The sequence below is a fragment of the Streptomyces sp. TRD_SC_5 genome (assembly GCF_056836825.1).
On record NZ_JBWZZS010000001.1, the window covers coordinates 4,440,925 to 4,466,552 of the forward strand.

Here is a 25,628-nt window from a genome sequence, read left to right on the forward strand (position 1 = left end):
CATGCTGTTTTCCAGCAACGCCAAGCACCGTCGCCCGTCCAAGGCCACTCGGTTCGCCGCGCTCGCCGGTATCGCCGGCGCCGCTGTCGCCGTCCCGCTGATGGGTGCGACCTCGGCCTCCGCAGCCTCCGTCGAGACCTGGGACGCTGTCGCCCAGTGCGAGTCCGGCGGCAACTGGTCCATCAACACGGGCAACGGCTACTACGGCGGCCTGCAGTTCTCCGCTTCCAGCTGGGCCGCCGCCGGCGGCACGCAGTACGCCCAGACCGCCGACAAGGCCTCCAAGGCGCAGCAGATCGCCACCGCCGAGAAGCTTCTCGACATTCAGGGCCCTGGCGCCTGGGCCTGCGCCGGTGCCGGCGGCCTGACCAACGACGGTGTCGACCCGGGTGTCGACACCTCCGGCTCCTCGGAGAAGAAGCAGGAGCAGGCCGCCCCGCGCGCCGCCGAGCAGCCCGCCTCCCGCAGCGAGGTCCGCTCCGAGCCCAAGGCCCAGCCCAAGGCCGAGACCGCGAAGCCCGCCGCCCCCGTCAAGATCGAGAAGGGCGACGGCGAGTACAAGGTCAAGTCCGGCGACACCCTCGGCAAGATCGCCGACGCGAAGAAGGTCAAGGGCGGCTGGGAGAAGCTCTTCGAGCTGAACAAGGACATCGTCAGCGACGCCGATGTCATCTACCCGGGCCAGCAGCTGCACCTCGGCTGATCCTGCCCGCGACACCCAGAGCACCCCGGTCCGGCGCGATTCCCCCGTACGCGCCGGGCCGGGGTTTTGTCGTCACCGCGTTGCTGGGCTACATGCGTTACTGCCCAGTAATCCCAGTACGTCGCAACTTTCACGAAGACATACGTCCGCTATTGCGGGTATTCGGACCTCTTCTTGTCCCAGGGGGCGGGCGAACGGCCGATCGATGCTCCCGAGCCGGTTAGGCTCTTGGCGCAAGGCCAAAGTGACCCTGCACCCCATAGCGTCACATCCCAGAAGGAGATGCTCGTGCCGTCCATCGACGTCGTCGTAGCCCGGGAAATCCTGGACTCCCGAGGCAATCCCACGGTCGAGGTCGAGGTCGGCCTCGACGACGGCAGCACCGGTCGTGCTGCTGTTCCGTCCGGTGCCTCCACCGGAGCGTTCGAGGCCATCGAGCTTCGCGACGGTGACCCGAACCGCTACCAGGGCAAGGGTGTCGAGAAGGCCGTCCTCGCCGTCATCGAGCAGATCGGCCCGGAGCTCGTCGGTTACGACGCCACCGAGCAGCGCCTGATCGACCAGGCCATGTTCGACCTGGACGCCACCGAGAACAAGGCGTCCCTCGGCGCCAACGCCATCCTCGGTGTCTCCCTCGCCGTCGCGCACGCCGCCTCCGAGGCGTCGGACCTGCCGCTCTTCCGCTACCTCGGCGGCCCGAACGCGCACCTGCTGCCCGTCCCGATGATGAACATCCTCAACGGTGGGTCGCACGCCGACTCCAACGTCGACATCCAGGAGTTCATGATCGCGCCGATCGGCGCCGAGTCGTTCTCCGAGGCCCTGCGCTGGGGCACGGAGGTCTACCACACCCTCAAGTCCGTCCTGAAGTCCAAGGGCCTGTCCACCGGCCTCGGCGACGAGGGCGGCTTCGCCCCGAACCTGGACTCCAACCGCGCCGCGCTCGACCTCATCCTCGAGGCCGTCAAGCAGGCCGGTTACATCCCGGGCGAGCAGATCGCGCTCGCGCTCGACGTCGCCGCGTCCGAGTTCTACAAGGACGGCTCGTACGAGTTCGAGGGCAAGTCCCGCTCGGCCGCCGAGATGACGGAGTACTACGAGGAGCTCGTGGCGGCGTACCCGCTCGTCTCCATCGAGGACCCGCTCTACGAGGACGACTGGGCCGGCTGGAAGGCGCTCACCGACAAGCTGGGCACCAAGGTCCAGATCGTCGGCGACGACCTCTTCGTCACCAACCCGGAGCGTCTGGCGCGCGGCATCGAGGAAGGCGCCGCCAACTCGCTGCTCGTGAAGGTCAACCAGATCGGTTCGCTGACCGAGACCCTGGACGCCGTCGAGCTGGCGCAGCGCAACGGCTTCAAGTGCATGATGTCGCACCGCTCCGGTGAGACCGAGGACGTCACCATCGCCGACCTCGCCGTCGCCACCAACTGCGGCCAGATCAAGACCGGCGCCCCGGCCCGCTCCGAGCGCGTCGCCAAGTACAACCAGCTGCTGCGCATCGAGGAGATCCTCGACGACGCGGCGGTGTACGCGGGCCGTTCCGCCTTCCCGCGGTTTCGCTCTGCGAACTGATTGGGCACAGCGCTCTGCGAACTGATCAGGCACAGCGCTCTGCGAACTGATCAGGCACAGCGCTCTGCGAACTGATAGGCACAGCAAGGCGTAACAGCACAGCCAGTCGTACGTACGTCCCCGGCCGCGGTCCCGTACCGTGTCCGGGGACGTACGTGCGTAACGGCAGGGGAGGCGGGAGACATGGCCGGGAAGGACCGGGACCGGTTCTCCACCACGACCAGGCTGCGGCTGCTCGGCGAACAGACCGCCGCCCGTGTCTACCGCTCGCAGACGCGCCGTCAGGCCCGCCGCTCCCGGCTCACCGGCCGGGCCGCGCTGCTCGTCCTGGTCCTGTGCTCGCTGATCGTGGCCCTCGCCTACCCGATGCGTCAGTACGTGTCGCAGCGCGGCGAGATCGCCGACGAGCAGCGGAAGATGCGGGAGGCCGGCCGGCGCGTCGAGGAGCTGCGCGACGAGAAGGCCCGGCTCAAGGACGACGCGTACATCGAGCGCCTCGCCCGCGAGCACCTTCACCTCGTGCGGCCGGGGGAGACGGGCTTCACCGTCTACGACCCGGGCGCCCGCGACAAGCGCCGCGACGACCAGGGCGGCGCCGACCGTCCCTGGTACAGCAACCTTTGGGACGGCGTCGACAAGGCCGACCGCACGGGCAACCAGTAATCACCAGTCACCACCGAACACGAAGGCACGAACGCACGCATGGACGCCGCACCCCCGACCACCCCGCGCACCGAGCCCACCGAGGCGGACATCGACGCGTTCAAGCAGCAGCTCGGCCGCCCGCCGCGCGGACTGCGCGCGATCGCGCACCGCTGCCCCTGCGGACAGCCGGACGTGGTCGAGACGGCCCCGCGCCTGGAGGACGGCACGCCCTTCCCGACGCTGTACTACCTGACCTGCCCGCGCGCGGCCGGCGCGATCGGCACTCTTGAGGGCTCCGGCCTGATGAAGGAGATGCAGGACCGCCTCGCCGAGGACCCCGAGCTGGCCGCCGCCTACCGCGCCGCCCACGAGGACTACATCCGGCGCCGCGACGCGATCGAGGTGCTCCAGGGCTTCCCGAGCGCGGGCGGCATGCCGGACCGCGTGAAGTGCCTGCACGTCCTGGTCGGGCACTCGCTGGCGGCCGGCCCCGGTGTGAACCCGTTCGGCGACGAGGCGCTCGCGCTGCTGCCCGAGTGGTGGGCGAAGGGCCCGTGCGTGACGCCGTGCGAGGCACCGGCCGAGGCCTGACCCTTCCGACCAGCACAGGAGTACGCATGACTCGCGTCGCCGCCATCGACTGCGGTACCAATTCCATCCGGCTGCTCGTCGCGGACGCCACGGTGTCCGACAGCGCCACCGGCGAGCTGGTCGAGATCGACCGTCGCATGCGGATCGTGCGGCTCGGCCAGGACGTCGACCGCACCGGCCGCCTCGCCCCCGAGGCGCTGGAGCGTACCTTCGCCGCCTGCCGCGAGTACGCCGAGGTCATCAAGGCGCACGGCGCCGAGAAGATCAGGTTCGTCGCCACCTCGGCCTCCCGCGACGCCGAGAACCGGGACGAGTTCGTACGCGGCGTACTCGACATCCTGGGCGTGGAGCCCGAGGTGATCACCGGTGACCAGGAGGCCGAGTTCTCCTTCACCGGCGCCACCAAGGAGCTGGCCGGCCGCGAGGACCTGACCGGGCCCTACCTCGTCGTGGACATCGGCGGCGGCTCCACGGAGTTCGTCGTCGGCGACGACCACGTGCGGGCCGCCCGCTCCGTCGACATCGGCTGTGTACGGATGACCGAACGCCACCTCGTGCGGGACGGCGTGGTCTCCGACCCGCCCACCCTCGACCAGGTCACCGCCATACGGGCCGACATCCGCGCCGCGCTCGACCTCGCCGAGGAGACCGTGCCGCTGCGCGAGGCGCACACCCTCGTCGGGCTCGCGGGATCGGTGACGACCGTGGGCGCGATCGCGCTGGGCCTTCAGGCGTACGACTCGGAGGCGATCCACCACTCCCGCGTCCCGTACGAGCGGGTCAAGGAGATCACCGGCGACCTGCTCGCCGCGGCCCACGACGAGCGGGCCGCGATCCCCGTCATGCACCCCGGCCGGGTGGACGTCATCGGCGCCGGAGCCCTCGTACTGCTGGAGATCATGGAGCGGACAGGGGCCCGGGAAGTGGTCGTCAGCGAGCACGACATCCTCGACGGCATCGCGTGGTCCATCGCCTGACGACCGTCCGATCGTCGTCCCACGGAGGAACTTCGTGAAGTTCTTCACAAGGAATTGGGGCCTCTCGGCCTACGAATGTGGGTCCAGAGGCCCTCTTGAGGCTCAACTAGGGTGTGCCGATCGCATTTCGGACCGTTCCCGGAGGGTTGCGCCGGTGTGAAGCCGGTCCGCGCCGGACCGGTGGTACACCCCCTGAAACTCCCCGTGCGTGCAGCTCACGGGGGGTTTCCAACGTCCGGCCGTACACCGTGGTTCCCCCGCCGCGCCATGACCTGGATCACGTGGGCGGCGGAGTGTAGCAGAGGTGCCCAAGGAGCTTGTGAAGGGGCTCACGAGCCACCCCCCTCCAAGGGGTGGATACTCGATGGCATGAGCACCACGGAGCGTCCCAGGATCCTCGTAGTAGGCGGTGGGTACGTAGGCCTGTACGCAGCACGACGCATTCTCAAGAAGATGCGTTATGCGGAAGCGACCGTCACGGTCGTCGACCCGCGCTCGTACATGACGTACCAGCCCTTCCTCCCCGAAGCTGCCGCCGGCAGCATCTCGCCGAGGCACGTCGTCGTACCCCTGCGACGCGTCCTGCCCAAGGCCGAGGTGCTCACCGGGCGGGTCACGACCATCGATCAGGACCGCAAGGTCGCCACGGTCGCGCCGCTCGTCGGCGAGGCCTACGAGCTGCCCTTCGACTACCTCGTCGTCGCCCTCGGCGCGGTTTCCCGCACCTTCCCGATCCCCGGCCTGGCCGAGCAGGGCATCGGCATGAAGGGCGTGGAGGAGGCCATCGGCCTTCGCAACCACGTCCTGGAGCAGCTCGACAAGGCCGACTCCACGACCGACGAGGACGTCCGCCGCAAGGCGCTGACCTTCGTCTTCGTGGGTGGCGGCTTCGCCGGCGCCGAGACCATCGGCGAGGTGGAGGACATGGCCCGCGACGCGGCCAAGTACTACACCAGCGTCAAGCGCGAGGACATGCGCTTCCTGCTCGTCGACGTGGCCGACAAGATCCTTCCCGAGGTCGGGCCCGAGCTCGGCAAGTGGGGCAAGGAGCACCTCGAGGGCCGCGGCATCGAGGTCTACCTCAAGACCGGCATGGACTCCTGCGTCGACGGCCACGTCGTGCTCAACAACGGGCTGGAAGTCGACTCCAACACCATCGTGTGGACCGCCGGCGTCAAGCCGAACCCGGCGCTGGCCCGCTACGGCCTGCCGCTCGGCCCGCGCGGCCACGTGGACACCCAGACGACCCTCCAGGTGCAGGGCTCGGACTACATCTGGGCCGCGGGCGACAACGCCCAGGTCCCGGATGTCGCCGCCCGCAAGGCCGGCGTCGAGAACGCCTGGTGCCCGCCGAACGCCCAGCACGCGCTGCGCCAGGCCAAGGTCCTCGGCGACAACGTGGTCTCCGGCATGCGGGGCTTCCCGCAGAAGGAGTACAGCCACGCCAACAAGGGTGCGGTCGCCGGTCTGGGCCTGCACAAGGGCGTCGCGATGATCGTCATGGGCAAGATGAAGATCAAGCTCAAGGGCCGTCTCGCCTGGTACATGCACCGTGGCTACCACGGTCTGGCCGTGCCCACCTGGAACCGCAAGATCCGCGTCGTCGCCGACTGGACCCTCGCGATGTTCCTCAAGCGCGAGGTCGTCTCGCTCGGCGCCATGGAGACTCCGCGCGAGGAGTTCTACGAGGCCGCCAGGCCGGCGCCGGCTCCGGCCGCCAAGACGGGCGCGTCCGCCGGCAGCGAGAAGGCCAAGGCGTCCTGACGCGGCAGTACCCCTTACGCGCAGCCCGAAGGGGCCGCCCGCCATCCGTGGTGCGGGCGGCCCCTTCGGCGTATCCGCACCCTGATACCTGTGCGCACCAGGTGCTTTGCTGATCCATTGCCCGCCATCGGGATGCCTCGAGACACCCGTCGGTGTTATCTCTGGTGAACGCTCAGTAATCCGGGCAACACTGTCACGGAGGTGTGCACCATGGCCGACGCCGCCCTGCGGCTGACCACGCTTGCCGAGGAGCTCCTCGGGTCTTCACTGCCTGTCCGTATCCGCGCCTGGGACGGAAGCGAATCCGGCCCTGCCGACGCCCCGGTCCTCGTCGTCCGAAGCCGCCGTGCACTGCGCCGCCTGCTGTGGAAGCCCGGCGAACTCGGCCTGGCCCGCGCCTGGGTGGCCGGTGAGATCGACTTCGAGGGCGATCTGTACGACGCCCTCGACCGCATCGCCGGGCTGCTCTGGGAGCGCGGCGCCGAGACCAAGTCCGCCGTCCACGCCGTGCGCGACCCCCGGCTGCGCGCCGCCGCCCGCGGCCTGATCGCCCTCGCCGGACCCTGGCCGCCGCCGCCCCCGCCCGCCGAAGAGGTCAGACGCCGCACCGGACCGCTGCACACCAAGCGGCGCGACAAGGAAGCGATCAGCCACCACTACGACGTGGGCAACGAGTTCTACGGGCTGGTGCTCGGCCCGTCGATGGTCTACTCGTGTGCGTACTTCGACGATTCCGCGGAGGGGCTGACCCTCGAAGAGGCCCAGCACGCCAAGCTCGACCTCATCAGCCGCAAGCTGGCGCTCGGAGAAGGGACGCGGCTGCTGGACGTGGGCTGCGGCTGGGGCTCGATGGCGATGCACGCGGCGCGCGAGTACGGCGCCCAGGTCACCGGCATCACGCTCTCCAAGGAGCAGGCGGCGTACGCCCGCAAGCGCATCGCCGACGAGGGCCTGACCGACCGCGTCGAGATCCGGGTGCAGGACTACCGGGACGTCAGGGACGGTCCGTACGACGCCATCTCGTCGATCGGGATGGCCGAGCATGTCGGCTCGGTCCAGTACCGGGAGTACGCCGACGATCTGTTCGCCCTGCTCAAGCCCGGCGGGCGGCTGCTCAACCACCAGATCGCCCGGCGCCCGGAGCCGAACGAAGAGGCGTACCACGTGGACGAGTTCATCGACGCGTACGTCTTCCCGGACGGCGAACTCGCGCCGGTCGGCCGGACCGTGGGGACGCTGGAGGAGGCCGGCTTCGAGGTCCGTGACGTCGAGTCGATCCGCGAGCACTACGCCCTGACGCTGCGCCAGTGGGTCGCCAACCTGGAGGCCAACTGGGCGCAGGCGGTACGGGCGACCTCCCGGGGCCGGGCCCGCGTCTGGCAGCTCTACATGGCGGCGTCCGCGCTCTCCTTCGAGCACAACAAGATCGGCGTCAACCAGGTCCTTGCCGTACGGCCGGGGGAGAGCGGTGCGTCGGGGATGCGGCTGCGTGCCCGGACCTGGAATCCAGTGGTCCGATAACGGCCGAATCGCGACTGTCGTACCCCTTCGGTGGCTGGATACGTTCAGCACTTCGGGCTCGGCGAGCGAGGCGGGAGCACAGGGTCTGACCGGCCTTGTGCCCCGCTTTTCTCGTGCGCCCGCAGTGTCATGAATGCGCCATGAAACGAGGGGAACCGACTTTGTTCCGCCCCAGAAAGACGTGGCTGCCCGCTCTGGCAGCCGCTCTCATGACCGTCGCCCTGCTTCCCGTCCCGGCCTCCGCGCAGCCGGAGAGCCGGCCGGCGGCCGTCGCGGCCGTCGCGACGAGCGCCACCTTCAACAACCCCGCCGGAACCACGGCCGAGCAGAGCAAGGTCCGTGACCACATCGTCGGCCTGGTCGACCAGGCCGCGGCGGGCACCTCGGTCACGGTGTCGATGTACACCTTCACCGAGGACACCGTCGCCGACGCGCTGGTCGCCGCCAAGCAGCGCGGCGTTTCGGTCAAGGTGATCCTCGACCACACCTCCGCCACCATGACCGGCGGCGAGTACAACACCCTTGCCGCCGGGCTCGGTACCGACCGTACGAAGTCCTCGTGGGTGCTGGCCTGCCCGGCGAGGCGCGGCTGCCTCGGCACGCGGGTGCTGCCCAGCGACGCGGACGGCCCGATCAACCACAACAAGTTCTTCCTCTTCTCCTCGGTGGGAGGGTCCGACAACGTCGTGGTCCAGGCCTCGGCCAACATGACCAACACCCAGCGCACCGACCTCTTCAACAACGCGGTGACGATCGTCGACGCCGGCCTCTACGGCATCTACCGGACGTACTTCGCCGACCTGCTGAAGTACGGCGCGTCGTCGAGCGGGCTGAGCCACTACTACAAGACCCCGTCGAGCGGCGCGTACAAGACCTACTTCTTGCCACGCCGGGAAGCCTCGGGCACCGAGTACAACAACGACGCCTCGACCGACACCGTCAAGCTGATCCTGGACAACGTCAGCTGCACGGGCGGCACCCAGGTGCGGATGGCGGCGAACCTCTTCACCCGGGACGAGGTCGCCAAGAAGCTCGCGGCACTGGCGACGGCGGGCTGCTCGGTGCGCCTGGCGCACGACGGGGCGCCCGGGTCGATGAGCGCGTCCGTCGAGACGGCCGTCTCCGGCAAGCTCACCGAACGCGTGCAGTGCTACGAGGACCGGGGAGCCGGCCTGCCCAAGGTGGGTCTGCACTCGAAGTACCTGCTGATCGAGGGCACGTACGCGGGTGCGGCGGACCGCAGGCTCGTCTTCACCGGCAGCCACAACTACACCTACCCCGCGCTGCGGGCGAACGACGAGACCCTGCTGAAGATCGACAATGCGACGCTCTTCAGCCAGTACAAGACGAACCACGCCCAGCTGATGAGCTACTGCAAGGGCTCCTGAACACATGATGAAGGGGCCGGCCCCCGGAGGGCCGGCCCCCGGAGGGCCGGCCCCTTCATCATGTACGCGTGCCGCCGCCTACTCGGCCTTGATGGCGTCGAGCATGTTCAGCCGCGCCGCGCTGCGCGCCGGCCACATCGCGGCCAGTACGCCGACGACAGCGGCCAGCAGCAGGAAGATGCCGATCCGGTCCCACGGCAGGACCAGGGCGTAACCCGGGACCGAGTCCTTGACCGTCTGGCCGATGGCCCAGCCCAGGAACGTACCGAGGCCGACACCGATCACCGCGCCGAAGACCGAGATGACCACGGCCTCCAGTCGGATCATCGTCTTGACCTTGCGGCGGTCGAGACCGATCGCCCGCAGCATGCCGATCTCCTGCTGACGCTCGAAGACGGACATCGCCAGGGTGTTGATGACACCGAGCACCGCGATGAGCAGGGCCATGCCGAGCAGCCCGTACATGATGTTCAGCATCGTGTTGATCTGGCCGCCGAACTCATTGCGGATGTCCTGCTGGTCCATCACGCTGATCGCCGGGTTCTGCCCCAGCGCGTCCACGAGCGCCTTCTCGTTCGCCGCGTTGGCGCCGCCGTCCGTCTTCACCCAGATCTCGCGGATGTACGGCTTGGCCTGGTGCTGGGAGACGGTCTTGTGGTCGATGAGGACCGGCGAGAGGAACTCGTTCCCCTTGTACGTCGCCCCGACCGTCAGCTTCCCCTTCTTGCCGTCGGCCCACTTCACGGGCACGCTGTCGCCGACCTTGAAGCCACGGCTCTTCGCCGTCTTGTCGTCGACCGCGATCGCGCCGTCGGCGAGCGAGTCCAGCGAACCGGACACCGGCGTGACGTTGATGACCCGCTCGACGTCGCCCGGCGTGACGCCGGAGGCCGCGGCCCACTCGCCCTTCAGCTCGAAGTCGGCGGCCGTCTGCGGGGAGACCGCGGACACGCCCGGGACCTTCTCCAGCGCGCTGAGCGCCGACTTGTCCAGCGAACCGCCGCCGGCCATCGTGAACATGTAGTCGGCCTTGATGTTGTCCGTGGTCATCTTGTCCACGGCCCGGCCCATCGTGACGCCGAGCACGGACAGCCCGGTGACCAGGGTGAGGCCGATGGCCAGCGCCGACGCGGTGGCTCCGGTGCGCCGCGGATTGCGGACCGCGTTCTGGCCGGCCAGCGTGCCCGACACCCCGAAGAGCTTGCTGATCAGCGGCCGTACGAGCGCGATGACCGGGCGGGACAGCAGCGGGATCAGCACGATGATGCCGATCAGCGCGCAGAAGGCACCGGCCCCGATGAGCATCCGGCCGTCCTTGCCGGCCGCGGCGCCGGCGAGGATGCCCGCCGCTCCCAGCAGCGTGATGAAGCCGCCGATGGAGTTGCGTACGACGAGGGACTTGGTGGTCGCGACGGCGTGCACGCTGCTCATCGCCGCCACCGGCGGGATCTTCGCGGCCCGGCGGGCGGGCAGCCAGGCGGCGAGCATCGTGACCAGCACGCCGACCGCGAAGGCCGCGGCGATCGCGGTGGGCGAGACGATCAGCGGACCGGCAGGCGTCTTCGCGCCGAAGGCCGACATCACGGAGCGCAGCCCGGTCGCGAGCCCCAGACCGAGGGCGAATCCGACGACCGACGCGATCGCGCCGACCACCATGGCCTCGAGCAGCACCGACCGCTTGACCTGGCGGCGGGAGGCGCCGACCGCGCGCATCAGCGCCAGTTCCTTGGTGCGCTGGGCGACCAGCATGGTGAAGGTGTTGGAGATCAGGAAGACGCCGACGAAGAGCGCGATCGCTGCGAAGCCGAGCAGCACCTGGTTGAGCGCGCCCAGGCCCTCCTCGATCATCTTGGCCTGGTCGTCGGCGAGCTCCTTGCCGGTCTGCGCCTCGGCTTCCTTCGGCAGCAGCGGCTTCACCGCGTCGAGCAGCTGCTGCTCGGACGTGCCGGAGGCGGCGGCGATCGTGACGTCCTTGAAGTGGCCGGGTGTCAGGTAGAGCTTCTGGGCGACGGGGGTGTCGAAGAGCACCAGCGAGCCGCCGGCGTTGACCTGGCCGTCCTCGGTGGTGAAGACACCGGAGAGGGTGTACTCCTTCACCGGACCGTTGGTCGCGACGCGCACGGTGTCACCGGTCTTGTACTCGCCCTTGTCGGCGGTGGCCTTGTCGAGGGCGATCTCGCCGGCCTTCGCCGGACCCGAGCCGTCGGTGAAGTCGTACGCGGGGTCCTTGCGGTTCTCGCTGTCCTTGCCCGGCGCGAAGTTCGCGCCGGTGTTGGACCAGCCGTTGCCGATCAGCTTGCCGTCGGGGTCGGCGACACCGGCGAAGCCGGAGACCCGCCCGGTGGCGGAGGCGACGCCGTCCAGGCCCTGGATCTTCTCCAGGGTCCGGGTGTCTATGCCCTGTTCCTTCTTGCTGTTCTCGACGTCGGGGTACGTGGTGACCGCGACGGCGACGTCCTTGTAACTCTTCGCCGACTGGTTGCTGTAGGCGTTGGAGAGGGTGTCGGTGAAGACCAGGGTGCCGGAGACGAAGGCCACGCCGAGCATTACGGCGAGCACGGTCATCAGCAGCCTGGCCTTGTGCGCGAGCACATTGCGCAGGGCGGTTCGGAACATGTTTCTGTCAGTCCTGGGGGTGGGGGCGGCCGGAGGGAAGCGAGCGCTCAGGGGTCAGCTGGTGCGGCCCTTGGAGTCGAACTCCTTCATCCGGTCGAGGACGCCGTCCGCGGTCGGGCTCAGCATCTCGTCGACGATCCGGCCGTCGGCCAGGAAGATCACGCGGTCCGCGTACGAAGCGGCCGACGGGTCGTGCGTCACCATGACGACGGTCTGGCCGAGCTCGCGCACCGAGTTCCGCAGGAAGCCGAGGACCTCGGCACCCGAGCGCGAGTCCAGGTTTCCGGTCGGCTCGTCACCGAACATGATCTCCGGCCGGCTCGCCAGGGCGCGGGCCACGGCGACGCGCTGCTGCTGGCCGCCGGAGAGCTGGGCGGGGCGGTGCTTGAGCCGGTCGGCCAGGCCGACCATGCCGATGACGGTGTCCAGCCACTCCTTGTCGGGCTTGCGGCCCGCGATGTCCATCGGCAGGGTGATGTTCTCGGCGGCGGTGAGCGTCGGCAGCAGGTTGAAGGCCTGGAAGATGAAGCCGATCTTGTCCCGGCGCAACTGCGTGAGCTGCTTGTCCTTCAGGGTCCCCAGCTCGGTCTCGCCGATCCGTACGGAGCCGGAGCTGAAGGAGTCGAGACCCGCGACGCAGTGCATCAGCGTCGACTTGCCGGACCCGGACGGGCCCATGATCGCGGTGAACTCGCCCTGGCGGAAGTCCACCGTGACCCGGTCCAGGGCGACCACCTGCGTCTCGCCCTGCCCGTAAACCTTTGAGAGCTCCGTGGCGCGTGCGGCCACCGCGGTGGTGCGGTGGGCAGTGGCGGTGGGGGTGGTGGTCACGAGAGGACGCTCCTGTCGGGGACGTTTGAAGGGACCCCTTCATCGTCCCGTCCGATCGGCGCCCGCGGATCAGCCCCCGTGCCCGTTCGGGTGGCCCTCTTGAGTCGCATCGCCGGGTACGCCCGTCCTCCTTTGGTATGACGCCGTCCCTGAGGCGCGCCGGGGGCCGCCCCTGAGTCACTGCGAGGGCACGCGCAGTCGAGTTTCCGCCTTTCCCACAGGCGGCCCTTCGCGCCCGTCCACCGCGCCCGGCATGTGCCGACAGCCCATTACGCCCGCTGACACACCCTCAGGCGCCAATAAAATAAGACAACATCGGCCGGGTGTTCCGCTGTTCGGGGGAAGCGTCCAGATAGGCTCTGACCCGCGAATTGCGGAGCCGCGCACCTTGCCCGGATGGTGGAATGCAGACACGGCGAGCTTAAACCTCGCTGCCCCTCGGGGCGTGCCGGTTCGAGTCCGGCTCCGGGCACGTCACGGTCGGAGAAAGATCCTCCCCTGGCACTAGGGTGTTCCTTTTGCTTTCCCATTACTCTTGTCCCAAGGCCACGCAGGGTGGCCATGGAGGAGTGAGATGAGGAGCAGCAACCCGGTCTTCTCGCGACGGGGCTTCAGCCGCGACAACGGCACCGCGGGCTTCAACGCGGCACCGCAGGCCGGGGGCCCCGCCGTCGGTACGGCGCAGGGCAACCCGTACGCCCAGGGCGCCCCCGCGAACCCGTACGCGACGAACCCTTACGCGACGAACCCGTACGCCCAGCAGGACACGCAGTACGGCGCCCCGCAGGCGCCCGTACGCGGCAACGCCATGACGATGGACGACGTCGTCGCGCGGACGGGCATCACGCTCGGCCTCGTGGTCGCCGGCGCCACCGTCGCATGGGTGATGAACCTGGGCATCGGCCTGGCCATCGGCGCCGCTCTGGTGGCGATGGTGCTCGCGCTGGTCCAGTCCTTCAAGCAGAAGCCCGTCCCGGCGCTGATCCTGGCGTACGCGGCCTTCGAAGGCATCTTCCTCGGCGCCCTCAGCAACTTCGTGAACACGATGGTGGCGCCGGGTGCGCCGATGCAGGCGGTACTGGGCACGATGGCGGTCTTCGTCACCATGCTCTTCCTGTACAAGACCCGGATCATCCGGGTCACCCAGCGCTTCACGCGCTACCTGATGATCGCCACGATCAGCTTCATCGTCCTGACCGCCGTGAACCTGCTGTTCATGGTGTTCGCCGGCGGTGACGGCCTCGGCTTCCGCAGCGGGTGGATGGGCGTCATCTTCGGTGTCGTCGGTGTGCTGCTCGGTGCGTTCTTCCTCGCCCTGGACTTCAAGCAGGTCGAGGACGGGGTCGCGTACGGCGCTCCGCGCGAGGAGTCCTGGTTGGCGGCCTTCGGCCTCACCCTGACCCTGGCGTGGATCTACCTGGAGATGCTGCGCCTGGTCTCCATCCTCAGCGGCGACGACTAGTCACCAGCAGTCGCCCCTGGGCACATGCGGAAGGGCCCGTCCGGCATTCGCCGGGCGGGCCCTTCCGCATGTCGACGGCCGGATCGGCCGGCGGGGGTCGGAGCCGGGGGCTAGAGCAATCGCCGGGCGGCGCGCCTCAGGTCGTACTCGTGGATGATCGCTTTCGCGTGGCCGTAGGCGAGATTGTGTTCGCTCCGGAGCCAGCTGACCTTCTCCTCGAAGCGGAAGAGGGCTGGACCGTCATCTACGGCGCGGAGCCAGTCGGAGACTTCACGACCGGTGCAGTGGGGGATTCGGGAGAGCAGGTTCTGATGGGTCTCTTCGGAGAAAACTTGGGACATTCGGCGCCTCCGGACGCATTGCGCGAGTGCTCCTTCATGTCACCGTGCCTGAGTGTTCGCCCGTTGGCAACAGTCCCGGGTGGGCGCGTAGGGTCGCGGCGTGCTCGATACAACGCCCCTGACAGCCGCCGTGGACCGATTCGCCGACCGGCTGCGCGCCGCCCCGCAGAGCCGCCTCCAGCGCGGCGCCGCCGCGGAAGGGCTCGCTCTGGCCAGGGAATTGTCCGTACGGGCGCAGCGGATCGAGGAGCCGGGACGGGAGCCGCGGCTCATGCCGGACGCGGGCGCGTTCGCGGTGGCGGACCAACTGGCGGTGGCCGGTCATGATTTGGCGGTGGCCCTGGAAACGGCGTGTGCGCCGGTACGGGAGCGGGAACGGGAGCGGGAAACGGGAACGGCGTCGTCCGCCGTGACTGAGGCCGGACTGGCCGCCGAACCGACCGAGGCCGAACTGACCAAGGCCGAACTGGACGAGGCCGTGAGTCTGGTGAAGGCGGCGGCGGCGCGGGCCGCGGTCTGAGCGAGGGCCGGCTAGATGGACGCGATGACGCGGTCGGCCAGGATGTAGACGCTTTCCTCGCCGCAGGAGAAGGTCAGGGCGTACGCACCGGAGATGCCGGAGCCGCCGAGCAGGACCGGGGACTCGCCGCCGCGCAGCGACTCGGCGAGGCGCTCGGCGGTCTCACGGTGGCCGGGGGTCATGCAGAGCGTCGTACCGTCGGTGAAGACGTACACGTCGAGGGTGCCGAGCGGCCCCGGGCGTACGTCGGTGAGCGCGGTGCGGGCGGCCGCGAGCTCTTCCAGCCGGGTCACGGTGCGCTCGTGGTCGCCTGCGGCGCCCGGTGCCTGGCCCGGCACGCTGTGTTCGATCCTGTTGGAGGGGTGCGAGGGGTGGCGGCGCCGTGCGGCGGCCAGCTCGGGGGAGTCCTCGGGGAACGAGTCGGCCGGCTCGAGATCGTCGAGGCCGTCCAGGGCGTCCATGGCATCCATGGCGTCGGGGCCGTCGAGGGCTTCGAGCGCCTCGTACGCGTCGAACGACTCGAGGCCCGTGAAGTCCGCCTGGCGCGGCACGAAGAACGGAGGCGTCTCGTCGCCGAGACCGTGCAGACCGCCCAGCAGCGACGGGGCGTCGGCGGCGTCGCGGGCTTCCTGCGCGGCCCAGAAGGCACGCGCCTCGGCCAGCTCGCGCTCACGCTCCTCGGCGAGGGCTTCGGCTACCGCGGCCCGTATCCCTTCCGCGTCCGAGGCGCGGGTCTGCTGGGGGACGGCGGCCCCGGAACGGCCGAGCGCGGCGGACGCCGTCAGCTCGGTACGCAGGGCGGCCACCTGCTTGCGCAGTCCGTGGACTGCGTGCAGGGCAGCGGCGCCCACAGCCGTAGCGGCGGCCGTGGTCAGCAACAGGGCAAGAGGCATGGCGCTCACTGACTTACTCCCGGTTTCATCGATCCCCCGACTTCCTACATCAGCTTGAGGTGAGTGCGCGCCATCTGTCAGTGCATTACGTCACGAAATGGACAGGTCTTTTGCCTCGTGGGTTAGCCCGTAACCGGGGTTGACCTGGGGGTATGCCTCTCCCCCAGGAGATAGATCACATCCTGGGGGAGATTGGGTTACGAACCGGGTGCGGCCGGGGCCCCTGGCCGGTGCAGGCGCCGGTGCCGGCGCCGGCGCCGGCGCCGGGCCAAGGCCGGCGGCAGGGTCAGCTGAGGCGCTCGATGACCATGGCCATGCCCTGGCCGCCGCCGACGCACATCGTCTCCAGACCGAACTGCTTGTCGTGGAACTGGAGGCTGTTGATCAGCGTGCCGGTGATGCGGGCGCCGGTCATGCCGAAGGGGTGGCCGACGGCGATGGCGCCACCGTTGATGTTGACCTTGTCCAGGTCCAGGCCGAGGTCCTGGTAGGACGGGATGACCTGGGCGGCGAAGGCCTCGTTGATCTCGGCGAGGTCGATGTCGCCGATGCTCAGCCCGGCGCGCTTGAGCGCCTGCTTGCTGGCCTCGACCGGGCCGTAACCCATGATCTCGGGGGACAGCCCGGAGACGCCGGTCGAGACGATCCGCGCCAGCGGGGTCAGGCCCAGCTCACGCGCCTTCGTGTCGCTCATGATGACGAGGGCGGCGGCGCCGTCGTTGAGCGGGCAGCAGTTGGCGGCGGTGACGCGGCCGTCGGGGCGGAAGACGGGCTTGAGGCCCTGGACGCCTTCGAGGGTGACGCCGGCGCGCGGGCCGTCGTCCTGCGAGACGACGGTGCCGTCGGGGGTGGTGACGGGGGTGATCTCGCGCGCCCAGAAGCCCTTCTCGATGGCCTGCTCGGCGAGGTTCTGCGACCGTACGCCGAACTCGTCCATCTCGGCGCGGGAGATGCCCTTGAGGCGGGCGAGGTTCTCGGCGGTCTGCCCCATCGCGATGTAGGCATCCGGGACCAGGCCGTCCTCGCGCGGGTCGTGCCAGTCGGAGCCCTCGCTCTGCGCGACGGTGGCGGTACGGGCCTCCGCGTCGGCGAAGAGGGGGTTGTGGGTGTCGGGCATGCCGTCGGAGCTGCCCTTGACGGAACGGGACACCATCTCGACACCGGCGGAGATGAAGACGTCGCCCTCGCCGGCCTTGATGGCGTGCAGCGCCATGCGGGAGGTCTGGAGGGAGGAGGAGCAGTACCGGGTGACGGTGCAGCCCGGGAGGTGGTCCATGCCCATCTGTACGGCGACGATGCGGCCGAGGTTGTGTCCCTGCTCACCACCGGGAAGGCCGCAGCCGAGCATGAGGTCGTCGATGTCGCGGGGATCGAGCTCGGGCACCTTGGCGAGGGCGGCCTGCACGATGGTGGCGGTCAGGTCGTCGGGCCGCAGGTCCTTCAGCGAGCCCTTGAAGGCGCGGCCGATGGGCGAACGGGCGGTGGAAACGATCACGGCTTCGGGCATGACGGCTCCATGAGGGCGAGTGGGCGTTCGGGTGTTCGGGCGATTGGGCACGACTGTGTGGGAAGTTACCCGTACGTACGGCTCGGGTCATCGTGCGGGCGATGTGATGCGGGCCTCTTTTCTAAGCGCCCGCTCAGTCGGTGGTGGGTTTCCTTCCCCCACCCGCCCCTTCCCGAACCTGGGGCGGAGCCCCGCTGCCCTGCTCCCGGCGACTTCAGCCCGTCCGGCGTTTGAGGACCGGGGTCTGGGGCAGCGCCCCAGTTCGGGAAGGGGCGGGTAGGGGAACAGCGCCGCAGGCAACCGGCACCGAGCCCGCGCCCGCCCCACCGCACCGAGCCCGCGCCGCACGGCGCCCGCATCGCACCGCACCCGCGTCCCGCCCCTCACAGCGCCCGGCGCGGCTCCGCCTGGTGGGCCGGTTCCGCCGGGGTCGGCAGGCGCCGCCGGCGGCGGTGCTTCAGCAGAGCCCAAGGCGCCCGCGCGCCCGTAACCTCCGTACCGGCGGCCGACGCCGCCTCCGCCGCCGCCTTGGCGACCGGCAGCATGTCCTCGTCGCGCGAGGCGTCCAGCCGGTCCGACTCCGGCCACAGCCCCAGCGCCGCGCACAGCGTCGGCAGTACGGCCATCGCCGCCGTCGCGTAGCCCTCCGCCGAGGGGTGGTAATTGTCGGGTCCGAACAGCTCGCGAGGATTCGCGAGGAACTCCGGTCCCAGCAGGTCGCCCAGCGACACCGTGCGTCCGCCCTGCTCCACCGTGCCGATCGTCTGCGCCGCCGCGAGCTGCCGCGAGACGCGCCGGGCCAGCCAGCGCAGCGGCTGGTAGACCGGCTCGATCGTGCCCAGGTCGGGGCAGGTGCCGACGACCACCTCCGCCCCCGCCGTGCGGAGGCGACGTACCGCAGAAGCGAGGTGACGGACCGACTGCGTGGGCGGCATCCGGTGCGTGACGTCGTTCGCGCCGATCATGATCACGCAGACGTCCGGCAGCCGCTCCCGGTCCGCCAGCGCGACCGTCACCTGGCGCTCCAGGTCGTCCGACTGCGCCCCGGGCTGCGCCACATTGCGCAGTACGACCGGACGCTCCGCCACCGCCGCGAGACCGGACGCCAGCAGCGCCCCCGGCGTGTGCCCGGCCCGGCGCACGCCCTGCCCCGCCGCCGTCGAGTCGCCGAGCATGGCGAGCCGCAGCGGGGCGTCCATGGGGTACCCGGCCAGGGGCAACCCGTACAGCCCGTCCGCCAGGGGCGGGACCGGCGCCCGGCTGCCGCCCACCGACCGCTTGGCCAGCTGCACCTCGGCAAGGAAGATCCCCACCGCCGCCGCGCCGACCAGGCCGATCCCGCCCCCTCCGTACGCCGCGCCAGCGGCGATCCGCCGTGCCACCCTTGCTCTCGACACAGTCGCAGCCACCTCCTCCAGGCTTCGAAGTCTCGCGCTCAAGTGCTTACTGCCCGGTACCGGGCGCTCTTCAATCGCGCCCGAACGTGAACGCACCGTTGTCGGCCCTTTACGCTGGGCCGCACCATTACGGAGACCCCGGAGCTGCATCGTGCAATTTCACGACTCGATGATCACCCTCGTCGGCAACACCCCGCTTGTGAGGCTGGGCAGCGTGACGGCCGGCATCCAGGCAACAGTCCTGGCCAAGGTCGAGTACTTCAACCCCGGCGGATCCGTGAAAGACCGGATCGCCCTGCGCATGATCGAGGCGGCAGAGGAGAGCGGCGCGCTCAAGCCCGGCGGCACGATCGTCGAACCGACGTCCGGCAACACCGGTGTCGGCCTCGCCATCGTGGCGCAGCAAAAGGGCTACAAGTGCATCTTCGTCTGCCCCGACAAGGTGTCGACGGACAAGATCAATGTGCTGCGCGCGTACGGCGCGGAAGTCGTCGTATGCCCCACGGCTGTCGACCCGGAACACCCCGACTCGTACTACAACGTCTCCGACCGTCTCGTCAGCGAGACGCCGGGGGCCTGGAAGCCCGACCAGTACAGCAACCCGAACAATCCGCGCTCGCACTACGAGACGACCGGTCCCGAGCTGTGGACGCAGACGGACGGGAAGATCACGCACTTCGTGACGGGCGTCGGCACGGGCGGCACGATCAGTGGGACCGGCCGGTACCTGAAGGAAGTCAGCGACGGCAAGGTCAAGATCATCGGCGCGGACCCCGAGGGGTCGGTGTACTCGGGTGGTTCGGGCCGGCCGTACCTCGTCGAGGGTGTCGGTGAGGACTTCTGGCCGTCGGCGTACGACGCGACTGTGACTGATGAGATCGTCGCGGTGTCGGACAAGGACTCGTTCCAGATGACGCGCCGCCTCGCCAAGGAGGAGGGCCTCCTGGTCGGCGGCTCCTGCGGCATGGCGGTCGTCGGCGCGCTGCGGGTGGCGGAGCGGCTCGGCCCGGACGATGTGGTGGTCGTACTGCTGCCGGACAGCGGCCGCGGCTACCTGAGCAAGATCTTCAACGACGAGTGGATGGCGGACTACGGCTTCCTGGAGGAGTCGGGGTCGCACGCGAGCGTCGGTGACGTCCTGCGGCACAAGGAGGGCGACATGCCGAGCCTGGTGCACATGCACCCGGAGGAGACGGTCGGCGAGGCGATCGAGGTACTGCGCGAGTACGGCGTCTCGCAGATGCCGATCGTGAAGCCGGGCGCGGGGCACCCGGACGTCATGGCCGCGGAGGTCATCGGCTCCGTTGTCGAACGTGAGCTGCTGGACGCCCTGTTCGCGCAGCGCGCGCAGCTGGGAGACCGGCTGGAGAAGCACATGAGCGCGCCGCTGCCGCAGGTCGGGTCGGGCGAGCCGGTGGAGGACCTGATGGCTGTGCTGGGCGGCAAGGGGCAGCACGACGCGGCGATGGTGCTGGTCGAGGGGAAGCCGACGGGCGTGGTGAGCAGGCAGGACCTGCTGGCTTTCTTGGCCAAGCCGCAGGCTTAGCGGGTTGGGCCGGGGCCCGGCCGGAGTTCGGCCGGGGTCCGGTCATGAAGGTGGAGAGCCGCAACTTCGCGAAAGTGGTACGAGGGCGACACGTCTGCGCAGCACCGGCTTAACACGCGTCCGGCACATTGGTTGTTGTCGGCGTCAAGGACAACCGGAGCGGCTCCCGGACCTCCATGGACGCCTGGACGCGAGACCGGCCCTGAACCCGGCCGCGTCCCTCGCGGGGACCGCCGTCGTCCCGCCCCTCGGGCAACCGGGGGTGCGGCGGTCCCCGCGATATTTTTGGCTTCGGTCAGCTGGCTACCGGCAGTTGGCGACCGGCGGTTGGCAGCGTTCAGTCGCCTGTTCAGGCTTCCCAGTCGGACTTCTCGCGATTCCGGCGCAGCCAGGGCCAGCCCCGTGCCGCGTGGACGGCGTTGACGCCGACGATGCCGAGCCAGGAGACGACCAGGCCCTTGATGCCCGCGTTGGCGACGCCGATCGCCGACAACGGGATGGCGAGGACCAGCGAGACCGCGCCGAAGCCGAACCGCTCGCCGAAGCTCGACTCGCCAGCCTTGCTGTGCGGCGACGTGCTGCTGCCTCTGGCGACCACCATCTGCTGCTCGGCCAGCTGGCGCCGGACGCGGCGGTCGACCGTACTGTCGAGGCGCTGCTCGACCTTCTCCAGAAACGACTCGACGAGCGCGGACTCGTAGTCGTCCCCGAGCTCCTTGCGCGCATGCAAGGTAGCGTCGAGTTCCTTCTTCAGCTCAGGGTCGCGGGCTTCCATGCTGACAACGCTACGGAGCAGGGCCGGCTGGGGCAGTGGGGGTAACCCCCCTTTTCCCCTGAGGTTCTCCGGGGGATTGGCGGGGTCGGGGGTAAAGACAACCACTGGTTGCGTCTGGGGGTTTCGGGCCGTCCCGAGCGCTCGAGTGTCGGTGGGCCGGGGCGGCGCGTCAAGGGCGCTCCCTGCGGTCGCGTCGCTGCGCGATGGGCCTGCGGCCCACCCTTGACCCGCCGCCCCGTCCCACCGCTAACGCTCAACAGGGGACGGCCCAAGAAAAAACGCCCTGCACGGGGGCTCCGGGGAGGGGCGCGGGTGGGTTTGGTGGCTGTCGGGTTGGTGGGTGGGGCGCGGTCGGTCTAGGGGGCGGTACGGCCCCAGTCTCAGCGGGTGCGGGAACGGCCGTTGGTGCACCATCCCCATTCCGGACGTACACGGCACCCACGCCGGTGGACGGCCGACCGTCCGGGCCGACCTGCGACCTGATGTCTGCGCGGGTGGGGCGCGTCAGTTGAATGGGGCGACTCGGGCTGGCTCGGCGTCCACCCCGTCCGGTGGCCGGCTGAGCGACAAGCACGTGGTCGGGCTTGGTGGGTGGAAGGGCACCCAGGAGCGAGTAGTCCTGCACCACCTGCCACCTCCTTCCCCTCGATGCAACGAACCCGACACGTGACGAGGCACAACGCCCCTCGAATCACACCAGTCCCACCCGTATCGCTTCCGGTCGTCATGGGAGCGTTTCGACCCACGGCGGCCCCACGAACCGCGCGAACCGATCGGATGGTGCGGCTGGCGTGGGTGGGATGGCGGACCTCAAGGCTCCCTGGCGTGCCGGGGTTGGGACCAGGGCCGTGATGCCGCCTTCCGGCATCTCCAGGGTGAGGTTGTCGACTGCTGTCGTGCCGTTCGGGAACCGCTTGTGCACTGCGTCGAATTTGATCATCGGTCATCCCTTGCCGGGGCTGTATATGGTCATGCAGAGTTCTTGGTGTCTGAATAGATGTCCATGCTCTGAGGTGAATCACTGGTGACGGCAGACCGGTGGACGAGACGAGCTGTCCGAAAGGGAGGCGTTTGCGAATGAAGTCGTCCCACATGGTGGTCATTCTGGACGGACAGAACCTCCCCGTCGCCGACGTCGTCCGCCTCGCCGACGGCTCGGCGCGCCCCGTCCCCGGCAACGACGCCATGAAGCGCGTCGAGGAGTCCTGGCACGCCGCCCGCGAACTCGCCGCATCCGGTCGCGTCTACGGCCGCTCCACCGGCGTCGGCGCCAACCGCTCCGAGGCCGTGCCCACCGAAGCAGCCGCCGACCACGGCCTGCGGCTGCTGCGCAGCCATGCCGGTGCGATCGGCGCCACGCTGCCCGCTCGCGAAGCACGCGCCATGCTCGCCGTCCGCGCGAACCAGCTGCTCGCGGGCGGTGCGGGGCTGCGCCCCACCGTCGTGACGGCCCTGTGCGAGGCGCTGGAGTCCGGCGCGTACCCGGTCGTCAACGAATACGGATCCGTCGGTACGGGCGACATCGCCGCCCTCTCGCAGCTCGGGCTCGCCCTGGCCGGCGAGCAGCCCTGGCTCGGCGGTACGCCGCCCGAGGCGCAGCCGCTGGACAACAACGACGCCCTCGCGATGATCAGCAGCAACGCGCTCACCCTGGGGCAGGCCGCCCTCGCCCTCGACGAGCTGCGGCGTCTGATCACCGCCACCCAGGTCGTCGGCGCGCTCTCGCTGCTGGCGGTGGACGGCTCGTACGAGGCGTACGCCGAACCGGTGCACGCGGCCCGCCGGCACCCCGGTTCGTACGCCGTCGCCGCGACCATGCGCAGGCTGCTCGGCGCGCCCGAGCGGCCGACGCCGCCGCTGGGCCGCATCCAGGACCCGTACGGCTTCCGCTGTCTGCCGCAGATACACGGGCCCGCGCAGGACGCGGCGGACCTGCTCGAGCGCACACTGGCCGTGGAGATCAACGCGGCCGCCGAGAACCCGCTGATCTGCCCGGAGGCTGCGTCCAACAGCAGCCCGGCGGCGTACCACCACGGCGGTTTCTACATGGCCCAACTCGCTCTCGCTCTCGACCACGTCAGGCTCGCCGTCGCGCAGACCGCGCGGCTCTCCACCTCCCGGCTCTCCGCGCTCAACGAGCCCGCCTTCACCCGCCTGCGCCCCTTCCTCGCGGACGGCGAGCCGGCCAGTTCGGGCGTGATGATCCTGGAGTACGCCGCCGCAGCCGCCCTCGGTGACCTCAGCGCCCTGTCCGCCCCCGCCTCGCTCGGCCACGCCGTGCTGTCGCGGGGCGTCGAGGAGCAGGCCAGTTTCGCCTCGCTCGCCGCGCGTCAGGCGTTGCGCGCGAGCGACGCGTACCGTCACGTCGTCGGGTGCGAACTCGTCGCCGCCGTACGGACGTTGCGCCAGCGTGACCTGCGTATCGACCCGGAGCTGCCGGTCGGCCGCGCCTTCGTACTCGCGGACACCGCACTCGACTCCGACCACGCGGACCGCCCGCTCACCGATGATGTGACTGCGGCGGCCGCGCTGCTCGACCACTTCACGGACCTGTGATGCAGGGATGATGTACGGAAACTCTGAGGGGGATGGCATGAGCGACAGCCCTGCCGCACGACTGCAGCAGCTCTTCGACGGGCACCGGCTCACGCCGACCCAGCGGCGCATCGCGCACTGCATGGTGCGCAAGGCCGCCGACGTGCCGTTCCTGTCGAGTGTCGAACTCGCCGAGCTGGCCGGGGTCAGCCAGCCGTCCGTGACGCGCTTCGCGGTCGCGCTCGGCTTCGACGGCTACCCGGCCCTGCGCAAGCACCTGCGCGAGGTCGCGCCCACCGAGTCCTCGCGGGGCGAGGACGAGTACAACGAGTACCAGCAGGCGGTCCAGGCCGAGATCGACAACCTCAAGCACCTCTCCGAGCTGCTCGCCGACCCCCGCCCCGTCGAGGAGGCGGGCCGTATCCTCGCCGCCTCCCGCCCGCTGCCGGTGCTCGGGCTGCGGGCCGCGTCCTCGCAGGCACGCGGTTTCGCTTACTTCGCGGCCAAGGTGCACCCGGACGTACGGCTCCTCGACGAGAGCGGCTCGATGCTCGCCGACCGCATCGACGGCGCCCGGCGCGCGGGCGCGAGCGCGCTGCTGTGCTTCGCGCTGCCGCGCTATCCGCGCGAGGTCGTGGACGCGCTGGCGTACGCCCGGGAGCAGGGCCTGACGGTGGTGACGGTCGCCGACTCCGCCTTCGCGCCCGTGGCCGGTCACAGCGACCTGCTGATCCCGGCGGCGGTCGGCATGGGCCTGGCCTTCGACACGGCGTGCGCGCCGATGCTGCTGGGGCGGGTGCTGCTGGAGGCGATGTGCGACGGCCTGCCGGACGCGCAGGCGCGGCTGGAGGAGTTCGACGCGAAGGCGGCGGCGCGGGGCCTGTTCGTCGAGTAACCCGCGCGACTTCAGGCCCCTGCCTGCGGCATTCTCGGCGGTTTTTCACACGCTGCTCAGAATCCGGCGTTACCCTCCCCGACTGGAAACACTGGAATCAGTCGTAGCCGGCAGAGAAGGGGCGGTCGTGGGGCGCGGAGAGCAGGCGCAGTCGTTGGCGCGGGTGGCGGTGGTCGTACGGGCCGGGGCGGTGCCGCTCTGGTGGCTGGGGCTGGCGGCCGCCGGGATCGGAGCACTCGTACCCGGCCTGACCGGGCGCAGGATCGGGCTCCTGGCCGGGGCCGCCCTCTTCGTGGTCGCGGCGGCGGCGACCGCACTCGCCCGCAGAGGCCGTTACGCCGAACTGGCGACGGCGGCGACCCGCGCCGCCCGCCGCGACTTCCTCCAGGACCGGTCCGTGACCGCGCGGGCCTGGCGCCGCAGTCGTCGCTGGTGGCTGGCGGCCGCCTTTCTCGCCGCCGTGGGAAGCGCCTTCGCGCTGCCGGGCGCGGGCGGGCTGCTGATGGCGGGCGCGGGCGCCGGGCTGGTGGCTGAAGGCCGTGTGGCTCGGAGCCCGGGAGCGCAAGGAGGAGACCCTGCTGTGGGTACGTACCGACTGGCTCGGCAGCGGGCCCGCTGGCAAGCGAGTCGCGACGTACCGCAGCACCGGAATCGCGGCGGGCGACGCCGCGCCGGGCGGCGCGCGGCGTCGCCCGGCGGCGGCGGCGGTGGTCACACGTCGAGTTCGGCCTCGATCTTCCTGAGCTGGTGGCGGGCCATCGCGAGGTTGGCCCGCGTCTTGTCCAGCGCCAGGTAGAGGAACAGGCCGTTGGTGCCGCGCCCCTTGAGGAGCCGGATCAGGTGGTACTGGCCGCTCAGGGTGATGAGGATGTCCTCGATCTCGTCCTTGAGGCCCAGGTGTTCCATGGTGCGCACTTTGGCGCGCACCACATCGGTGTTGCCCGCGGCGGCCACTGCCAGGTCGAGGTCCTTGCCGCCGCCGAGGGTGCCCAGCGCCATGCCGCTGGTGTAGTCGACCAGGGCGACACCGAGGGTTCCCTCGATGCCGGTCATCGCTTCCTTGAGCGCGGTTTCGGTGTTGGCCATGAGGGTCGCACTTCCTTTTCGTCGGGTGGTGGTTCTGGCTGTTGCCGTGCGTTTGGCTGT

Annotated in this window: 21 protein-coding genes, 1 tRNA gene and 1 pseudogene; 15 read left to right on the forward strand and 8 right to left on the reverse strand. The window is 70.0% G+C overall.

Going from position 1 to position 25,628, the window contains the following annotated elements; genetic code table 11:
• The first annotated feature begins 1 nt into the window (after nt 1).
• The 8 genes from AC1P0E_RS20575 to AC1P0E_RS20610 all read left to right on the forward strand — a co-directional run bounded on the left by AC1P0E_RS20575 (nt 2) and on the right by AC1P0E_RS20610 (nt 9,164).
• Nucleotides 2–703 (forward strand): transglycosylase family protein, encoded by a 702-nt coding sequence (locus AC1P0E_RS20575; RefSeq protein ID WP_482743610.1) that lies wholly within the window; start codon nt 2–4, stop codon nt 701–703.
• A gap of 282 nt (nt 704–985) precedes the next feature.
• Nucleotides 986–2,278 carry a phosphopyruvate hydratase gene (gene eno / locus AC1P0E_RS20580; RefSeq protein WP_482743611.1) on the forward strand — a complete coding sequence of 431 codons (1,293 nt, stop codon included), beginning with the start codon at nt 986–988 and terminating at the stop codon, nt 2,276–2,278.
• Between the two features lie 183 nt (nt 2,279–2,461).
• Nucleotides 2,462–2,941 (forward strand): FtsB family cell division protein, encoded by a 480-nt coding sequence (locus AC1P0E_RS20585; protein WP_482743612.1) that lies wholly within the window; start codon nt 2,462–2,464, stop codon nt 2,939–2,941.
• A 39-nt stretch (nt 2,942–2,980) separates the two neighbouring features.
• Nucleotides 2,981–3,514: a DUF501 domain-containing protein gene (locus tag AC1P0E_RS20590; RefSeq protein WP_482743613.1), complete on the forward strand. Its 534-nt coding sequence runs from the start codon at nt 2,981–2,983 to the stop codon at nt 3,512–3,514.
• A gap of 26 nt (nt 3,515–3,540) precedes the next feature.
• On the forward strand, nt 3,541–4,491 hold the full coding sequence (locus AC1P0E_RS20595; protein WP_482743614.1) for a Ppx/GppA phosphatase family protein: 951 nt from the start codon (nt 3,541–3,543) through the stop codon (nt 4,489–4,491).
• Nucleotides 4,492–4,860: 369 nt separating this feature from the next.
• On the forward strand, nt 4,861–6,255 hold the full coding sequence (locus tag AC1P0E_RS20600; RefSeq protein WP_482743615.1) for an NAD(P)/FAD-dependent oxidoreductase: 1,395 nt from the start codon (nt 4,861–4,863) through the stop codon (nt 6,253–6,255).
• 210 nt (nt 6,256–6,465) lie between these two features.
• A complete protein-coding gene (locus AC1P0E_RS20605; RefSeq protein WP_482743616.1) occupies nt 6,466–7,776 on the forward strand; it encodes a class I SAM-dependent methyltransferase in 1,311 nt (436 codons plus the stop codon).
• A 161-nt stretch (nt 7,777–7,937) separates the two neighbouring features.
• On the forward strand, nt 7,938–9,164 hold the full coding sequence (locus tag AC1P0E_RS20610) for a phospholipase D-like domain-containing protein (protein ID WP_482743617.1): 1,227 nt from the start codon (nt 7,938–7,940) through the stop codon (nt 9,162–9,164).
• Nucleotides 9,165–9,242: 78 nt separating this feature from the next.
• Here the strand turns inward: AC1P0E_RS20610 and AC1P0E_RS20615 are convergent, their stop codons facing one another.
• Together AC1P0E_RS20615 and AC1P0E_RS20620 are read right to left on the reverse strand one after the other, a co-directional pair.
• The gene (locus tag AC1P0E_RS20615) at nt 9,243–11,780 is read right to left on the reverse strand and encodes an ABC transporter permease (protein WP_482743618.1); all 2,538 of its coding nucleotides are present in this window, start codon (nt 11,778–11,780) and stop codon (nt 9,243–9,245) included.
• A 54-nt stretch (nt 11,781–11,834) separates the two neighbouring features.
• Entirely contained in the window at nt 11,835–12,611 is a 777-nt protein-coding gene (locus tag AC1P0E_RS20620) for an ABC transporter ATP-binding protein (protein WP_482743619.1), read from the reverse strand.
• Nucleotides 12,612–13,001: 390 nt separating this feature from the next.
• Here AC1P0E_RS20620 and AC1P0E_RS20625 point away from each other — a divergent pair.
• A tRNA-Leu gene (locus AC1P0E_RS20625) sits at nt 13,002–13,083 on the forward strand.
• Nucleotides 13,084–13,185: 102 nt separating this feature from the next.
• The gene (locus AC1P0E_RS20630; protein ID WP_482743620.1) at nt 13,186–14,073 is read left to right on the forward strand and encodes a Bax inhibitor-1/YccA family protein; all 888 of its coding nucleotides are present in this window, start codon (nt 13,186–13,188) and stop codon (nt 14,071–14,073) included.
• Between the two features lie 110 nt (nt 14,074–14,183).
• Here AC1P0E_RS20630 and AC1P0E_RS20635 read toward each other — a convergent pair whose 3' ends face one another.
• A complete protein-coding gene (locus AC1P0E_RS20635) occupies nt 14,184–14,414 on the reverse strand; it encodes a DUF4287 domain-containing protein (protein WP_138899329.1) in 231 nt (76 codons plus the stop codon).
• Nucleotides 14,415–14,514: 100 nt separating this feature from the next.
• Here AC1P0E_RS20635 and AC1P0E_RS20640 point away from each other — a divergent pair, with 100 nt between their 5' ends.
• Nucleotides 14,515–14,934, forward strand: a complete 420-nt coding sequence (locus AC1P0E_RS20640; protein ID WP_482743621.1) for a hypothetical protein — start codon at nt 14,515–14,517, stop codon at nt 14,932–14,934.
• An 11-nt stretch (nt 14,935–14,945) separates the two neighbouring features.
• On the opposite strand, the gene AC1P0E_RS20645 is transcribed toward AC1P0E_RS20640, so the two are convergent.
• From AC1P0E_RS20645 to AC1P0E_RS20655, 3 genes are all read right to left on the reverse strand, one after another.
• The gene (locus tag AC1P0E_RS20645) at nt 14,946–15,827 is read right to left on the reverse strand and encodes a hypothetical protein (protein ID WP_482745836.1); all 882 of its coding nucleotides are present in this window, start codon (nt 15,825–15,827) and stop codon (nt 14,946–14,948) included.
• 286 nt (nt 15,828–16,113) lie between these two features.
• Nucleotides 16,114–17,334, reverse strand: coding sequence for an acetyl-CoA C-acetyltransferase (locus AC1P0E_RS20650; protein WP_482743622.1), 1,221 nt, complete (start codon nt 17,332–17,334; stop codon nt 16,114–16,116).
• Nucleotides 17,335–17,717: 383 nt separating this feature from the next.
• Nucleotides 17,718–18,716, reverse strand: a complete 999-nt coding sequence (locus AC1P0E_RS20655) for an SGNH/GDSL hydrolase family protein (protein WP_482745837.1) — start codon at nt 18,714–18,716, stop codon at nt 17,718–17,720.
• A 166-nt stretch (nt 18,717–18,882) separates the two neighbouring features.
• Between AC1P0E_RS20655 and AC1P0E_RS20660 the strand changes: the two genes are divergently transcribed.
• Nucleotides 18,883–20,277, forward strand: a complete 1,395-nt coding sequence (locus AC1P0E_RS20660; protein ID WP_482743623.1) for a cystathionine beta-synthase — start codon at nt 18,883–18,885, stop codon at nt 20,275–20,277.
• A 349-nt stretch (nt 20,278–20,626) separates the two neighbouring features.
• On the opposite strand, the gene AC1P0E_RS20665 is transcribed toward AC1P0E_RS20660, so the two are convergent.
• Nucleotides 20,627–21,052: a hypothetical protein gene (locus AC1P0E_RS20665; protein ID WP_482743624.1), complete on the reverse strand. Its 426-nt coding sequence runs from the start codon at nt 21,050–21,052 to the stop codon at nt 20,627–20,629.
• Nucleotides 21,053–22,129: 1,077 nt separating this feature from the next.
• On the opposite strand from AC1P0E_RS20665, the gene AC1P0E_RS20670 reads away from it, so the two are divergent.
• The 3 genes and pseudogenes from AC1P0E_RS20670 (at nt 22,130) to AC1P0E_RS20680 (ending at nt 25,225) form a co-directional block, all read left to right on the forward strand.
• On the forward strand, nt 22,130–23,608 hold the full coding sequence (locus AC1P0E_RS20670; protein WP_482743625.1) for an aromatic amino acid ammonia-lyase: 1,479 nt from the start codon (nt 22,130–22,132) through the stop codon (nt 23,606–23,608).
• Nucleotides 23,609–23,645: 37 nt separating this feature from the next.
• On the forward strand, nt 23,646–24,482 hold the full coding sequence (locus AC1P0E_RS20675; protein ID WP_482743626.1) for a MurR/RpiR family transcriptional regulator: 837 nt from the start codon (nt 23,646–23,648) through the stop codon (nt 24,480–24,482).
• A 163-nt stretch (nt 24,483–24,645) separates the two neighbouring features.
• Nucleotides 24,646–25,225 (forward strand): annotated as a pseudogene (locus AC1P0E_RS20680) (hypothetical protein).
• Here the strand turns inward: AC1P0E_RS20680 and AC1P0E_RS20685 are convergent.
• Nucleotides 25,194–25,568 (reverse strand): hypothetical protein, encoded by a 375-nt coding sequence (locus tag AC1P0E_RS20685; RefSeq protein WP_482743627.1) that lies wholly within the window; start codon nt 25,566–25,568, stop codon nt 25,194–25,196. The pseudogene AC1P0E_RS20680 and the gene AC1P0E_RS20685 sit on opposite strands and share 32 nt — an antisense overlap.
• Between the last annotated feature and the right edge of the window lie 60 nt (nt 25,569–25,628).

Bases quoted from the DNA above. Each gene is read 5' to 3' on its own strand.
- AC1P0E_RS20575 (WP_482743610.1), top strand. From the start codon at position 2: ATGCTGTTTTCCAGCAACGCCAAGCACCGTCGCCCGTCCAAGGCCACT.
- eno (WP_482743611.1), top strand. From the start codon at position 986: ATGCTCGTGCCGTCCATCGACGTCGTCGTAGCCCGGGAAATCCTGGAC.
- AC1P0E_RS20585 (WP_482743612.1), top strand. From the start codon at position 2,462: ATGGCCGGGAAGGACCGGGACCGGTTCTCCACCACGACCAGGCTGCGG.
- AC1P0E_RS20590 (WP_482743613.1), top strand. From the start codon at position 2,981: ATGGACGCCGCACCCCCGACCACCCCGCGCACCGAGCCCACCGAGGCG.
- AC1P0E_RS20595 (WP_482743614.1), top strand. From the start codon at position 3,541: ATGACTCGCGTCGCCGCCATCGACTGCGGTACCAATTCCATCCGGCTG.
- AC1P0E_RS20600 (WP_482743615.1), top strand. From the start codon at position 4,861: ATGAGCACCACGGAGCGTCCCAGGATCCTCGTAGTAGGCGGTGGGTAC.
- AC1P0E_RS20605 (WP_482743616.1), top strand. From the start codon at position 6,466: ATGGCCGACGCCGCCCTGCGGCTGACCACGCTTGCCGAGGAGCTCCTC.
- AC1P0E_RS20615 (WP_482743618.1), bottom strand. From the start codon at position 11,780: ATGTTCCGAACCGCCCTGCGCAATGTGCTCGCGCACAAGGCCAGGCTG.
- AC1P0E_RS20630 (WP_482743620.1), top strand. From the start codon at position 13,186: ATGAGGAGCAGCAACCCGGTCTTCTCGCGACGGGGCTTCAGCCGCGAC.
- AC1P0E_RS20635 (WP_138899329.1), bottom strand. From the start codon at position 14,414: ATGTCCCAAGTTTTCTCCGAAGAGACCCATCAGAACCTGCTCTCCCGA.
- AC1P0E_RS20645 (WP_482745836.1), bottom strand. From the start codon at position 15,827: ATGCCTCTTGCCCTGTTGCTGACCACGGCCGCCGCTACGGCTGTGGGC.
- AC1P0E_RS20650 (WP_482743622.1), bottom strand. From the start codon at position 17,334: ATGCCCGAAGCCGTGATCGTTTCCACCGCCCGTTCGCCCATCGGCCGC.
- AC1P0E_RS20665 (WP_482743624.1), bottom strand. From the start codon at position 21,052: ATGGAAGCCCGCGACCCTGAGCTGAAGAAGGAACTCGACGCTACCTTG.
- AC1P0E_RS20670 (WP_482743625.1), top strand. From the start codon at position 22,130: ATGAAGTCGTCCCACATGGTGGTCATTCTGGACGGACAGAACCTCCCC.
- AC1P0E_RS20675 (WP_482743626.1), top strand. From the start codon at position 23,646: ATGAGCGACAGCCCTGCCGCACGACTGCAGCAGCTCTTCGACGGGCAC.
- AC1P0E_RS20685 (WP_482743627.1), bottom strand. From the start codon at position 25,568: ATGGCCAACACCGAAACCGCGCTCAAGGAAGCGATGACCGGCATCGAG.